The 13,361-nt window shown below is 54.7% G+C and carries 11 protein-coding genes; 6 read left to right on the top strand and 5 right to left on the bottom strand.

Annotated elements, in window-relative coordinates; all coding sequences use genetic code 11:
• Positions 1 to 29: 29 nt before the first annotated feature.
• Positions 30 to 1,016 carry an L-Ala-D/L-Glu epimerase gene (ycjG, locus tag AC07WB_RS09840; RefSeq protein WP_494940434.1) on the top strand — a complete coding sequence of 329 codons (987 nt, stop codon included), beginning with the start codon at positions 30 to 32 and terminating at the stop codon, positions 1,014 to 1,016.
• On the opposite strand, the gene mpaA is transcribed toward ycjG, so the two are convergent.
• Positions 985 to 1,698, bottom strand: a complete 714-nt coding sequence (gene mpaA, locus AC07WB_RS09835; protein WP_097097245.1) for a murein tripeptide amidase MpaA — start codon at positions 1,696 to 1,698, stop codon at positions 985 to 987. The genes ycjG and mpaA overlap by 32 nt on opposite strands.
• 207 nt (positions 1,699 to 1,905) lie before the next feature.
• Between mpaA and AC07WB_RS09830 the strand changes: the two genes are divergently transcribed.
• From AC07WB_RS09830 to AC07WB_RS09815, 4 genes are all read left to right on the top strand, one after another.
• Positions 1,906 to 3,525, top strand: a complete 1,620-nt coding sequence (locus tag AC07WB_RS09830; protein WP_494940433.1) for a peptide ABC transporter substrate-binding protein — start codon at positions 1,906 to 1,908, stop codon at positions 3,523 to 3,525.
• Between the two features lie 176 nt (positions 3,526 to 3,701).
• Positions 3,702 to 4,124, top strand: a complete 423-nt coding sequence (locus AC07WB_RS09825; RefSeq protein WP_097097247.1) for a DUF2231 domain-containing protein — start codon at positions 3,702 to 3,704, stop codon at positions 4,122 to 4,124.
• Positions 4,121 to 5,413, top strand: a complete 1,293-nt coding sequence (locus tag AC07WB_RS09820; RefSeq protein ID WP_097097248.1) for a PQQ-dependent sugar dehydrogenase — start codon at positions 4,121 to 4,123, stop codon at positions 5,411 to 5,413. Before AC07WB_RS09825 ends, AC07WB_RS09820 begins: the two co-directional genes overlap by 4 nt.
• Positions 5,414 to 6,007: 594 nt before the next feature.
• On the top strand, positions 6,008 to 7,390 hold the full coding sequence (locus tag AC07WB_RS09815; protein ID WP_097097249.1) for a M24 family metallopeptidase: 1,383 nt from the start codon (positions 6,008 to 6,010) through the stop codon (positions 7,388 to 7,390).
• A 4-nt stretch (positions 7,391 to 7,394) separates the two neighbouring features.
• Here AC07WB_RS09815 and AC07WB_RS09810 read toward each other — a convergent pair whose 3' ends face one another.
• The 4 genes from AC07WB_RS09810 to uxuA all read right to left on the bottom strand — a co-directional run bounded on the left by AC07WB_RS09810 (position 7,395) and on the right by uxuA (position 11,823).
• Positions 7,395 to 8,288, bottom strand: coding sequence for a LysR family transcriptional regulator (locus AC07WB_RS09810; RefSeq protein WP_097097250.1), 894 nt, complete (start codon positions 8,286 to 8,288; stop codon positions 7,395 to 7,397).
• A 25-nt stretch (positions 8,289 to 8,313) separates the two neighbouring features.
• Entirely contained in the window at positions 8,314 to 9,087 is a 774-nt protein-coding gene (uxuR, locus tag AC07WB_RS09805; protein ID WP_097097251.1) for a Uxu operon transcriptional regulator, read from the bottom strand.
• 115 nt (positions 9,088 to 9,202) lie between these two features.
• The gene (gene uxaC, locus AC07WB_RS09800; protein WP_494940432.1) at positions 9,203 to 10,618 is read right to left on the bottom strand and encodes a glucuronate isomerase; all 1,416 of its coding nucleotides are present in this window, start codon (positions 10,616 to 10,618) and stop codon (positions 9,203 to 9,205) included.
• Entirely contained in the window at positions 10,618 to 11,823 is a 1,206-nt protein-coding gene (gene uxuA / locus AC07WB_RS09795; RefSeq protein WP_494940431.1) for a mannonate dehydratase, read from the bottom strand. The genes uxaC and uxuA overlap by 1 nt, the downstream gene beginning before the upstream one ends.
• A gap of 228 nt (positions 11,824 to 12,051) precedes the next feature.
• On the opposite strand from uxuA, the gene AC07WB_RS09790 reads away from it, so the two are divergent.
• Positions 12,052 to 13,353 (top strand): MFS transporter, encoded by a 1,302-nt coding sequence (locus AC07WB_RS09790; RefSeq protein ID WP_097097254.1) that lies wholly within the window; start codon positions 12,052 to 12,054, stop codon positions 13,351 to 13,353.
• The last annotated feature ends 8 nt before the right edge of the window (positions 13,354 to 13,361 follow it).

Genomic DNA, 13,361 nt, shown 5'->3' with positions numbered 1-13,361 from the left:
CAATTAACATGCGGATTTAAGGAGAAAGAATGAGAACAGTGAAGAGTTATCCGGAAGCCTGGCCGCTCCATTCGCCGTTTGTTATTTCGCGCGGCAGCCGCACCGAGGCGCATGTGGTGGTGGTGGAAATTGAGCAGAACGGCATCAAAGGGGTGGGTGAAGCCACGCCTTATCTGCGTTACGGCGAAAGCGAAGCCTCGGTATTGAAACAGATTGCCTCGCAGTTGAGTGCGCTGCAGAGCGGCATGACGCGTGAAGCCCTGCAGCAGGCGTTACCTGCGGGTGCAGCGCGTAATGCTATCGACTGCGCCTTGTGGGACTTAGAGCGGCAGCAGCAGAGCAAAAGCCTGGAGGAATTGTGTGACGTTGCACTGGCTAAGGAAATCATCACCGCGCATACCATCAGCATTGATACCCCGGATGCGATGGCCAGCAGCGCGCAGGCGCTCTGGCAGCATGGTGCGCGTCTGCTAAAGATCAAAATGGATGACCATCTCATCAGCGAACGTCTGGTGGCGATTCGCTCCGCGGTACCGAATGCCACGCTGATTGTTGATGCGAATGAATCCTGGCATGCCGAGGGATTGGCGGCTCGCTGCCAACTGCTGGCCGATTTGAACATCGCCATGCTTGAGCAGCCGCTACCTGCGGCACAGGACGACGCACTCGGTAACTTTATCCATCCCCTGCCGATCTGTGCTGATGAAAGCTGCCATACCCGTGAGAGTTTGGCCCAGCTAAAAGGGCGCTATGAGATGGTGAACATCAAGCTGGACAAAACCGGCGGTTTAACCGAGGCGCTGGCGCTGGTCGATGCCGCTCGTGAGCAGGGATTTGCCATTATGCTCGGCTGTATGCTGTGCACATCACGGGCAATTCGTGCGGCGTTACCGCTGACGTCACGGGCGACATTTGCGGATTTGGACGGCCCAACCTGGCTGGCTGCCGATGTTGAACCGTCGCTGCATTTCACGCACGGCGTACTTAAGCCGCTGGCTGCCAGCGCAGCAGATTAATCATCGCTTCGAGGTAAACTTCGGTGGCTTCGTCCACCGAAATCGGCGGCATTTCGGCGGTGATGCACAGCAGACCGAGATCGTCGCACCAGCTGCCAAACGAGCCCGGCGTGGCATACCCAACGCTGCTGACAACCGGCAACGCCGTTTGCTGCGCCAGCCACTGCGCTAACTCGCTGTGATGAGGATCGTCAATGCAGGCGAGCGGTTCATGCCAGGAAACCACCCAGCTTGGTTTGATCTGATGGATCAGCTGACACAGCGCGCGGGTTTCAGGCTCGGATGACGGCCCCGATCCCGTTGAGAGCACGACATCACGCTCATCCGCTTCGCTGTTCCAGCGATACACCGTGTCGCCGCTCTGCCAGTTAGCGGCAGGGAAGTTACGGTTGAGATCGACGCCATTAGCGTTGGCGCGCAGCCCCAGCTGACAGCCGTCAGGATTCACCGCCAGAATCACGTGATGGCGGCGCAGCGCGTCCGGCAGGGTACGCATCGCGCCGGATAACGTGGCAATGGCGGCATTCTCGTCGCCGTGTGTACCGGCGATAATGAGCCCACTTTCTGCATCAGCGGCCGGGGCGGGAAACCACAGCAGCGGCGTGCCCAGCACCGATTGCCCGTATTGTTGCCAGACGGCGTCCAGCTTGCCGCGCAGCGGACGCGGATGGTATGACGACATAAGGTTCCTCATTGAAATGCTTCCAACTCCGCCAAAAGCGTTCTGGCGCGCAAGAAAAATGTGACCGGCAATCCAGCCTCAACATAACGGTAAACAGCACGCAGGGAAATAGCTATATATCAATCAGCGATTTGCGATAAAGTGCCGAAAGTTGCTGGCGACATAATCCTGTTTGCTGTCGCCGTTTTTACGGGTTAAGGAGTGGTAATGAAATTAACGTTCCGCAAGACGCTGGCTGCCTTAGTCATCACCAGCGCAGTTTCACCCGCATTTGCCGCCAACATTCCGCCGGGTGCACAGTTGGCTAGCTCGCAGGAAATCGTCCGCCATATTAAAGATGAGCCCGCTTCACTGGATCCGATGAAGGCGGTAGGCCTGCCGGAAATTCAGGTCATGCGCGACTTGTTCGAAGGACTGACGAATCAGGATGCCCACGGCAAAATCGTGCCGGGGGTGGCACAAAGCTGGAGCAGCAACGATAACAAAACGTGGATCTTCACCTTGCGTAAAGAGGCGCGCTGGTCAAATGGCGAGCCGGTCACCGCGCAGGATTTTGTGTATAGCTGGCAGCGTTTAGTTGAGCCAAAGAACAGTTCACCTTTTGCCTGGTTTGCTGCGCTCAGCGGTATTGAGAATGCGGAAGCCATCACCAAAGGGCAGATGAGCGCCGATAAACTTGGCGTTACCGCTACCGATGCAACACATCTCAAGGTGACATTGTCACGTCCCGTGCCGTGGTTCCCGAGCATGGTCGCCAACGCCGCGATGTACCCGGTCTCGCAAAAAGTGTTAGAAAAAGAGGGCGATAGTTGGACTTCGCCGGGCAAGCTGGTGGGAAATGGGGCTTATCAGCTGCAGGAACGCGTGGTGAATGAAAAAATCGTACTGGTACGTAACAGCCATTACTGGGATGACAAAGAGTCGGTACTGACCAAGGTCACGTTCCTGCCGATTAACGAAGAGTCGAGCGCCACCAAGCGTTATCGCGCCAACGATATCGATATCACTGAATCCTTCCCCAAAAATATGTACGCGCTGCTGAAGAAAGAGTTACCTGGCCAGGTTTACACGCCGGATCAGCTCGGTACCTATTATTACGCATTTAATACTGAGAAAGGGCCGACCGCGGATGTGCGCGTACGTAAGGCGCTGTCGTGGAGCATCGATCGCCGTATTATCGCCGAGAAAGTACTGGGCACCGGTGAGAAACCGGCCTGGCATTTTACGCCGGATGTCACCGCTGGCTTCACGCCACAGCAAAGTTATTTGCAACAGCACAGTCAGCAGGAGCTCAATGCCCAGGCCAAAGCGTTATTGACGGCGGCGGGTTATGGGCCGGGTAAACCGCTGCATTTGACGCTGCTGTACAACACTTCTGAAAGCCATCAGAAAATCGCGATTGCCGTGGCGTCGATGTGGAAGAAGAATCTTGGCGTGGACGTCACCTTGCAAAATCAGGAGTGGAAGACCTATATCGATAGCCGTAATAGCGGTAGTTTCGATGTGATTCGCGCGTCGTGGGTGGGCGATTACAACGAGCCATCGACCTTCCTCAGTTTGCTGACCTCCACTCATAGCGGCAATATCGCGCGCTTCCACAGCGGCGATTATGACGCGGTGCTCACGAAAGCGAGTAGGGAAACCAGTGTGGCGGCACGCAACGCTGACTACAACAAAGCCGAACAGATCATTGCCGATCAGGCGCCCATTGCTCCGATCTATCAATACACCAATGGACGTTTAATAAAGCCGTGGGTGAAAGGTTATCCGATCACCAATCCAGAAGACGTGGCGTATAGCCGCGAACTGTGGATTGAAAAGCACTGATATCGCTAAGCCGCCGAGAACCTTTGACGGCAGATAAGTCATCATTTTTAAAAAGTTAGATAAGTGTTAAACGTTACTGTTTATCTTTACTAATATTTCACAGGTGGTGGCACGTTGTTGCAATAAAGCGAACCGCGTACGCCATCTGATGATAATACGGTAAAAGGGAGAGAGTAATGTTCTATACCTCAGGAAGATCGGTGTTCGGCGTGACGCTCTACACATTGCTGGAACCGCTGCCGCTGGGCTTTTTCGTTGCGGCCTGGTTTTTCGATATCCTCTATCTGCAAACCTTCGTCATCATGTGGACCAAATCCGCCAGCTGGCTGATTGCTATCGGTCTGGTGTTGGCCATCCTGCCACGTTTAATTAGCCTGGTTTATTTATTTCGCGGGGCCAGGTCGAATGAAAAGACCCATTTCTGGCTGTCGCTGCTGGCGATCGTGCTGGCGGTGGTGAACGCCTTTATTCATAGCCGTGATGCGTATGCTGTGGTGCCCATGGGCGTCACGCTCTCGACGCTGGTGGTCGCGCTGTTGCTGATCGCTAACGTGCAGTTGGTGCTGCGAGATCGCCGCACACAAGGAGGTCGCGCATGAAATACGTACTTAGCGCGATAACGCTCGCGATGTTGCTCAGTGCCTGTGATGACGGGGCACTGATCGATCCGCAAAAGCAAATTGGTGCTAACCCTGAACTGCCGCAGGCGCAGAACTTCTTTATGCCGCCAATGCAGGTGCCGGAAGGCACGCCGTGGAAAGCCGGCGAAATGCCGAAAGTGGCGGATGGGCTGAAGATCGAGAAGATCGCCGATCGGCTACAACACCCGCGTCAGGTACTGGTTCTGCCTAATAATGATGTACTGGTGGCGGAATCGAATGGTACGCCAAAGCCGACCACCGCGCCTAAGCAGCTGATCATGGGCCTTGTGCAGAAAGCCTCAGGCAAAGGCGGTGAGGGTGGCAATCGCATAACGCTGCTGCGCAACGTGAACGGAAAATGGGAGCAGCATCGCTTTATTGAAAACCTCACGGCGCCGTTTGGTATGCAGCTGGTTGGTAACACGTTGTATGTGGCGAACGCCGATAGTCTGGTGAAGTTCCCTTACGAAACCGGGCAAACCGAGATACGCACGCCGCCCGTAGAGGTCACAGAACTGCCGGGCGGACCGATTAATCATCACTGGACGAAATCGCTGCTTGCCAGCCCTGACGGCAGCAAGCTGTATGTTGGGGTAGGTTCAAACAGCAACGTGACGGAAAATGGTATCGGCGAGGAGTATCGCCGCGCGGCGGTGCTGGAGGTGGATGCGGCGAGCGGTGCCAGTCGTATCTACGCCAGCGGCCTGCGCAACCCAACCGGCTTACAATGGGAACCGCAGAGCGGCAAGCTGTGGGCGGTGGTGAATGAGCGTGATGAGATTGGCTCGGATCTGGTGCCGGATTATATGACGTCGGTGCAGGATAAAGGCTTCTACGGCTGGCCGTACAGCTATTATGGTCAACACGTCGATGAGCGCGCGCAGCCGCAAAGGCCGGATCTGGTTGAGAAAGCGATTAAACCGGATTATGCACTCAGCTCGCATGTCGCACCGCTCGGCCTGTTGTTCTATGGCGCAGATAACATGCCGCAGTATCGTGGCGGGGCGTTTATCAGCGAACACGGCAGCTGGAACCGCACGCCGCTTAACGGCTATCAGGTGGTGTGGGTCAAGTTCGAAGACGGGAAGCCGGTAGGGCAGCCACAGCCGGTGGTGACAGGCTTCCTCACCGACGATCAAAAGCAGGTGCGAGGCTTACCGGTTGGCTTAGCCACCGATCAGCAAGGCGGCGTGTTGATTGCGGATGATGCGGGCAACGCTATCTGGCGTATCAGTTCCGCGCGGTAATGCATCGCAGATAATAAAAAAGGATTTGGCTTAAACGCCAAATCCTTTTTTTTATGTTCGCAAACCGGCTGGTAACCGCGCTGCGAACGGGGTGCTCAGCACTCCTCACACAGGCGATAATAAAATGTGCGGCGAGATATTTCAAGTTTTGCAATAATACTGTATGGTTATACAGGTGTTGAGTGACGAGCGAAGCCTCATTGTTTTTCTGATGACTCCAGGGGCGCGGATAGTCAAATCCCGGCAGGTTTCAGGTGGTGCTGGCCTGTGGCTTTCACAATGAGAGCCGCTCAGCACTCCTCACACAATGTGCTTAGGCCGTCGGCGGGTGGAGTCAAAGCCCCGGCGGCTGAAAGGCGCGCTCCTGTCAGAGGAGAAGGAAAGTGATGGAAATTGTTCGATTGCTACTGGACTTAGTCCGGGTCATCTTGCAAATCATCGTTGCCCTTTTGCAACTGACCGGTCAGGCGCACTGACCGGAACTTGAAACAAGGCGGAGCTCACCCCTCCGCCTTTTTTCGTTTGCATCAAAATCCTGCCCGGCAAAAGACGCTACTATCTCAGGCAACTATTTGCACTGCGAGGAAACGCATCATGGCAATCAAATTTGGCCCCCTCACCGCGCCGGTGAAGTTTAGTGACGTTGAGCCGGTCTCTCTCTCCGATGACACCCTGCTAAAACGAAAAAATACGCTTCTGGCAGGCATGAAACGGCAGGGTTTTGATAGCCTGGTGATTTACGCGGACAAGGAACATGGGAGTAATTTCGAGTATCTCACCGGATTTATTCCGCGTTTCGAAGAGGGGCTGTTACTGCTGGACCAGTCCGGACGCTGCACTCTGGTATTAGGCAACGAAAACCTCAAGCTGGCACGTTTTTCACGCGTAGCGGCTTCGCTGGTGCACACGCCTTTCTTCTCACTGCCCAATCAGCCGATGGAGAATGAAGTTCCGCTGGAACAGCTTTTCGCTGATGCGGGCTTAAATAACAGCAACAAGGTTGGGCTGGTGGGATGGAAGATGTTCACGCCCGCAGCGGGAAATGGCCACACACTCTTTGATTTGCCGTATTTCATCGTTGATGCCATAAAACGGACGTTGAAAGATGACGCGGTGCTGGAAAATGCCGTCCACCTTTTTATTGGCGATAACGGTGCCAGAACCACCTGTAATGCGAACGAAATAGCCCATTACGAATATGGTGCCAACCTCGCGTCGAACTGTATGCTGGATGCGCTCAATGCCATTGAGGTTGGCGTACGTGAAACCGAGCTGGGCGCACTACTGAGTGGCGAAGGGCAAGCCCACACGGTGGTAACTATTGCGGCGACCGGCAGTCGTTTCGCTAACGCGAATCTCTATCCAACCTATAAAAAAATACAGCGCGGCGATCCGCTTTCGCTTACCACCGGTTTCAAAGGTGGCCTCTCAAGTCGCAGCGGTTTTGTCATCGCTGAAGCGAGTGAACTGCCGCAAAGCCAGTCCGATTATCTGGATCGCATCGCGAAACCCTACTTTGGCGCCGTGGTTGCCTGGCTGGAAAATATTCGCGTCGGAACCCGCGGTGGCATGCTTTACGATCTTATTGAGCAGGTTTTGCCGAAGCAGCATTTCGGCTGGCATCTTAATCCCGGACATCTGGTGGCGGATGAAGAGTGGATGTCATCGCCGATTTATCCGCGTTCGGTTGAAGTGCTGAAAAGCGGCATGATGCTCCAGATTGATATTATCCCCGCGGTTGCGGGTTACAGCGGCGCGAGCGCGGAAGAGTGCGTAGCGCTGGCTGATGCGGCGTTACAAATGGAGATTCGTCACGCCTATCCGGCACTGTGGCAGCGCATTGAGACCCGCCGTCGTTATTTGCGAGAGGTGATTGGCATTCAGCTCAGCGCAGATGTATTACCGCTGTCGAATAGCGTGGCCTATTTGAGGCCGTTCTTTTTGGCGAAGCATCAGGCGCTGAGCGTGGAGAGATAAAATCTTAACCTTTGTATTTTATGGCTTCGATTAATTTCTCAAATGCGGCGGTATGCTGTTTGCGGCTGGGGTAATAAAGATAATATCCGCTAAACGGTTCGCACCAGTCATCCAGGACCGTTTGCAATTCGCCGCTGGCGATGTGTTTGCTAACGGTATCTTCTGGCACAAAGGCAATGCCCATGCCAGCAAGCACGGCATCAATACGCGACGCCAGATGATTAAAAATAAGTTGTCCATCCACTTTCACGCGAATCGCTTTGCCCGCTTTGCTGAATTCCCAGCTGTATAAACCGCCCAGCGTGGGAAGGCGCATGTTGATACAGTTGTGGTTCTGCAATTCGTAAGGTGTGGCGGGGATTCCGTTTTTTTGCAGATATTCCGGTGCAGCCACGGCAACCATTTTCCAGTCTGGGCCGATCCTCACCGCCACCATATCTTTTTCAATGCTTTCACCCAGCCGTACTCCCGCATCGAAACGGCCACTTACGATATCCGTTAACGTATTGTCGACCGAAAGTTCAACGTTAACGTCTGGATAGGCCTGCACAAACGGTTTAAGCAGCGGCCATAAGGTGGAGGACAACGCATGCTCCCCGGCGGTAATGCGAATATTCCCCGAGGGCCTGTTTTGATTGTCGGTCAGTTGCAGCAAGGCCTTTTCAATGTCGGCCATCATCGGAGCAACGCTTTTTATTAAGTTATCACCGGCTTCGGTAGGCGCCACGCTGCGGGTAGTGCGCGTTAAGAGTCGCGTGTTTAAACGCTCTTCCAGACCGCGAATTGAATGGCTCAATGCAGATTGTGAAACGCCTAATTTTGCTGCGGCACGGGTAAAGCTACATTCGCGCGCCACCATGATTAAATAAATGAGGTCGTTAAAGTTTTCCCGAAGCATGTGGTTGACCTTTTCGATTACGCTCTTAATTAGGATTTCGGGTGACGTACAAAGGCCAGGATTCAAACAGGTAGCCATCGAAATCGATATCGTCGACGTCCGAAAACTCCAGCAGCCGCTGCTTCACGTTCTCAAGATGTTCCCACATTGCCTGTTTAGCGGCGCGTGCATCTTTTTTGACCAGCGTAGCGAGGATCTTCTTGTGATCGTCGAGCCACTGCTTACGGTAATCGTTGTTAATCAGATGGCGATGCAGCTGGCTCCACATCACGTTGTCTTCGCGCCACTGCCAGGATTGCTTAAACAGCTCAACCAGCATGCTGTTGTGCGTGGCTTCAGCAATCGCCAAATGGAAATTGCGATCGCCATTTTCACTTTGGTTAACCGCGCCAGAGGCCAGCTCTTTTTCTTCCAGTTCCAGCGCCTGGCGCATCTTCATGATGTCTTCACGCGTCGCCTGCAGCGCAGCAAATTCGGCAATATTACTCTCCAGCAGCTGACGCGCCTGCAGCATCTCAAACGGCCCCGCATCGTTACTGGCTTTTTGTGATGATGCCGGGTGTGGCGGGGTGTCATGAATCACATAAATGCCAGCACCGCGACGCACCTCAATTAACCCTTCCAGCTCCAGCATGATCAGAGCTTCACGCACTAACGTGCGCGTCACGTCGAGCAGTGCTGCAAGTTCACGTTCCGGCGGCAACCGTTGACCAACGGCGTACTGCTTTTGCGTAATCATATTACGTAGCATTTCGCCCACTTCCTGATACGGACGCTGAGCTGAAGTTGGAGTTTTCATTGTGTTCTTTTCTTTGCGTTAAGGGATTCACAACCTCTGAGGCTGGCGAGCTCAGAGGCGCGCACTATAACATAGTGAATAAGAATCGGCCTGGACCACGTATCACCGGCTGCTCTCACGCCGTGTTCAGCGAAAAATAGCGCCTGGCATTGTTGAAACAGATATCGCGGATCATGCCACCCAGCATTGGCTCATCCGCAGGTACTATCCCGTCCTTAACCCACTGCGCCAGCAAATTACACAGAATGCGGCGAAAATATTCGTGTCGCGTGTAGGAGAGGAAACTACGCGAATCGGTCAACATACCGACAAACTGGCTAAGTAAGCCAATTTGTGACAGCTGTTCCAACTGACGCAGCATGCCATCGCGCTGATCGTTGAACCACCAACCAGAACCAAACTGCACTTTGCCAGCCATGCCTGCGCCCTGGAAGTTACCGGCCATGGTCGCCAGCACTTCGTTATCACGCGGATTGAGGCAGTACAGAATGGTTTTTGGTAAGCAATCGTCGATGTCCATCGCATCCAGCAGGCGCGCCAGCGGCCAGGCAATATTATTATCGCCAATTGAATCAAAACCGCTATCTGGCCCCAGCAGGCGGAACATGCGCGTACTGTTATTACGTATGGCACCAATGTGCAGCTGCATCACCCAGCCGCGGCGGGCATATTCACTGCCGAGCCACACCAATATCGCCGTGCTAAATTGTGCGATCTCCAGTTCATCCAGCTGATTACCGCAGCGACGTTTCTCAAGGATTGCGTCGAGTACGTTATCTGCTGGCACCGGTGCAAAGCGCAGGGTTTCGATGCCGTGATCCGATGCGCGGCAGCCGTGGGCGGAGAAGTGATCGAGGCGGCGCAACAGGGCACGGCGCAACGCCTCGACGCTATCGATGGCGATATCCGCTGCCGCTTCCAGCTGCCCCAGATAGGCGACGAAGCCGTCCAGCTCAATTTTAAACACCTTGTCCGGACGCCAGCTCGGCGCGACCTCAATATCAATGCTGGCGTCATCGGCGATCTGGCGATGGTAGCGCAGTGAATCGACCGGATCGTCGGTAGTGCCGACCATGCGCACCTTCATCTGGCGCATAATACCGCGCGCGGAAAATTCAGTTAGCGCCAGCTTTTCGGCACAGCGGTGCCAGATGTCAGGCGCGGTGTCCGGGCCGAACAGCGTATCAGTGATGCCAAACGGCCGGCGCAGTTCAAGGTGGGTCCAGTGATAGAGCGGATTTCCCAGCGTCTTCGGCACGGTATGCGCCCAGGCGAGATACTTATCGTAATCGCTGGTGTGCTTGCCGGTGATCAAGGATTCATCTACGCCCGCCGCACGCAGCGCGCGCCATTTATAGTGATCGCCTTCCAGCCAAATCTGGCCGAGATTGGCGAAGCGCCGATCTTCCGCAATCTCCTGCGGATTCAGGTGGCAGTGGTAATCGTAGATTGGCATGTCAGCCGCGAAATCATGATATAAACGCCGCGCGGTGTCACTTTGCAGCAGAAAATCCTCATCCATAAAGCGCATTACCGGGCTCCCTGATTCGCCGCTGTGTCAAAATAGGCGCGATGAATCGCCAGCTCAACGCCGCGAATCTCAGCCAGCCCTTTCAATCGCCCAATCGCCGAATAGCCGGGATTGGTTTTCTTCTTTAGGTCATCCAGCATCTGGTGACCGTGATCGGGGCGCATCGGGATAACGTCTTCCTGACCGGCTGCTTTGCGACGATGCTCCTCTTCGGCAATCGCTTTAATCACGGCAAACATATCGACATCGCCACCCAGATGCGCCGCCTCATGGAAGCTCTTTGGATTCTCTTCACGCTTTGTCGAACGCAGATGCGCAAAGTAGATGCGTGGGCCAAAGCGTTTCACCATACCGGCTAAATCATTTTCTGCCAGCACGCCATACGAACCGGTACACAGGGTGAAACCATTGGCCGGACTGCTAACGGTATCAATCATCCACTGCAAATCGTCGGCGTTGGATACGATGCGCGGCAAGCCGAGAATCGGGCGGGGCGGATCGTCCGGATGTACCGCCATGCGCACGCCCACTTCCTCGGCAACAGCAATAATCGCCCGCAGGAACCTGGCAAAATTCTCACGTAGTTCAGCTTTACCGATGCCGTCATAGCGTGCCAGCTGCGCGCGAAATTGGTCCAGCGTATAACCTTCTTCAGCACCGGGTAATCCGGCGATAATGTTGCGCGTCAGGCGTTCGCGGTGTTGTTCGCTCATCTGCCCAAAGCGCTCGGCGGCCTCGGCAATCTCTTGTGCACTGTAATCCCGCTCCGCGCCGGGGCGCTGCAGGATATGCAGTTCAAACACCGCAAACTCAATCTGATCAAAGCGCAGCGCTTTGGCACCATCCGGCAGCAGGTATTCGAGATCGGTGCGCGTCCAGTCAAGAATCGGCATGAAGTTGTAGCACACGGTGGTAATGCCGCACTGCGCCAGATTGCGCAGCGACTGCTGATAGTTGCTGATCCAGTGCTGACAGCGGCCGCTGCCGGTTTTGATCTCTTCGTGAATCGGCACGCTTTCAACTACCGACCACACCAGGCCTGCGGCTTCAACCAGCGCTTTACGCTGCTGGATTTCTGCCACTGACCACACTTCGCCATTGGGGATGTGATGCAGCGCCGTGACGATGCCGGTTGCGCCAGCCTGGCGCGCATCGGCAAGAGAGACTGGATCGTTTGGGCCATACCAGCGCCAGGTCTGCTTCATGTTGTTACCTCACTAAATTTGGTTGACCAATGTGGTCATTTAGCGTGTTTTATTCATCAATAATCACGCCGCTAGCGGTTAAAACTCTGCTCTTTGTGGAATTAAGTCAACCTTCTGAGTGATTTTGGTTAACCAGATCACAAATGCGACATCACGCTGGCGACCACTTTCCACAACTGTGTTTCACTCCTGGCGAATGATGAGAAATGACTCAATATGGAGAGGCCGATGAACCGCAGTTTAAATCCAGGCATAACCGCTGCAGGCACCAAACGCACCTGGCGCAATCTGCGCTGGTGGGTGCTGGTGCTGTTCTTAGCAGGCGTTACGGTCAACTACATCACCCGTAACTCGTTAGGCATTCTGGCGCCCGAACTCAAAACCAGTCTCGGCATCACCACCGAACAATATTCGTGGATTGTCGGCGCATTCCAGCTGGCGTACACCTTCTTTCAGCCCCTTTGTGGCTGGCTGATCGATGTCATTGGCCTCAAGCTCGGCTTTCTCATTTGTGCCTCCATTTGGGCACTGGCCTGCTTGTTCCACGCGGGGGCGGCCAGCTGGGTGCATTTAGCGATTCTACGGTTTGTGATGGGGGGCGCAGAAGCGGCAGCCACGCCGGCTAACGCGAAAGTTATAGGCGAGTGGTTTCCAAAAAAAGAGCGCCCAATTGCCGCCGGTTGGGCGGGGGTAGGTTTCTCCATCGGCGCGATGCTGGCACCGCCGATTATCTACTTCGCTCACGCTTCCTTTGGCTGGCAGGGGGCGTTCTTATTCACGGGCTGTCTGGCGCTGGGCTGGGTGGTGCTGTGGTGGCTGTTCTATCGCGACCCTGAGCAGCATCCCAATCTGCAGGCGTCCGAACTGGCATTTATTCGTCAGGACAACGAGCCACCGGCGGTAAAACTGCCTTTCTTTACCGCGTTGAAAACCGTGTCGAAAAACAAACGCTTCTACGGGATCGCCATTCCCGCCTTTATGGCGGAACCCGCCTGGGGCGTGCTGAGTTTCTGGGTGCCGCTTTATCTGGCGAAAGAGTTGGGCATGGACCTGAAGCAGATCGCCATGTTCGCCTGGCTGCCGTTCCTCGCCGCTGATTTAGGCAGCGCGGCCAGCGGTTATTTGACCCGCCTTTACACCAAAATTTTTGGTTTCACTCAGGTTAACTCCGTGGTGGCAAGCTCGGTGACCGGTGCATTTCTGATGCTGTCGCTGGCGATGGTGGCGGTCACCAAAGATCCCTATGTTGCTATCGCGCTGATCTCAATTGGCGGTTTCGGTCATCAAATCATCTCCTGCATGCTGAGCGCGCTGGTGGTAGAGAAGTTTGATAAAGGGCAGATGGCAACCGTCAACGGTATGCGCGGTTCGTTTGCCTGGATCTCCAGTTTCCTGTTCTCGCTGCTGATCGGCGTTACTGCCGACACCATCGGTTTTAATCCACTGTTTGTCGCCATGGGCTTTTTTGACCTGATCGGTGCGGTATTCCTGATTGCTTTTATTGCTGAACGTCGCGCACAGCGCGCCTGAATAAGTAG

Source organism: Pantoea sp. GW821-FHT03E06 (assembly GCF_059420725.1).
This window is presented reverse-complemented; position numbering and strand designations above follow the sequence as displayed.

Bases quoted from the DNA above. Each gene is read 5' to 3' on its own strand.
- ycjG (WP_494940434.1), top strand. From the start codon at position 30: ATGAGAACAGTGAAGAGTTATCCGGAAGCCTGGCCGCTCCATTCGCCG.
- mpaA (WP_097097245.1), bottom strand. From the start codon at position 1,698: ATGTCGTCATACCATCCGCGTCCGCTGCGCGGCAAGCTGGACGCCGTC.
- AC07WB_RS09830 (WP_494940433.1), top strand. From the start codon at position 1,906: ATGAAATTAACGTTCCGCAAGACGCTGGCTGCCTTAGTCATCACCAGC.
- AC07WB_RS09825 (WP_097097247.1), top strand. From the start codon at position 3,702: ATGTTCTATACCTCAGGAAGATCGGTGTTCGGCGTGACGCTCTACACA.
- AC07WB_RS09820 (WP_097097248.1), top strand. From the start codon at position 4,121: ATGAAATACGTACTTAGCGCGATAACGCTCGCGATGTTGCTCAGTGCC.
- AC07WB_RS09815 (WP_097097249.1), top strand. From the start codon at position 6,008: ATGGCAATCAAATTTGGCCCCCTCACCGCGCCGGTGAAGTTTAGTGAC.
- AC07WB_RS09810 (WP_097097250.1), bottom strand. From the start codon at position 8,288: ATGCTTCGGGAAAACTTTAACGACCTCATTTATTTAATCATGGTGGCG.
- uxuR (WP_097097251.1), bottom strand. From the start codon at position 9,087: ATGAAAACTCCAACTTCAGCTCAGCGTCCGTATCAGGAAGTGGGCGAA.
- uxaC (WP_494940432.1), bottom strand. From the start codon at position 10,618: ATGCGCTTTATGGATGAGGATTTTCTGCTGCAAAGTGACACCGCGCGG.
- uxuA (WP_494940431.1), bottom strand. From the start codon at position 11,823: ATGAAGCAGACCTGGCGCTGGTATGGCCCAAACGATCCAGTCTCTCTT.
- AC07WB_RS09790 (WP_097097254.1), top strand. From the start codon at position 12,052: ATGAACCGCAGTTTAAATCCAGGCATAACCGCTGCAGGCACCAAACGC.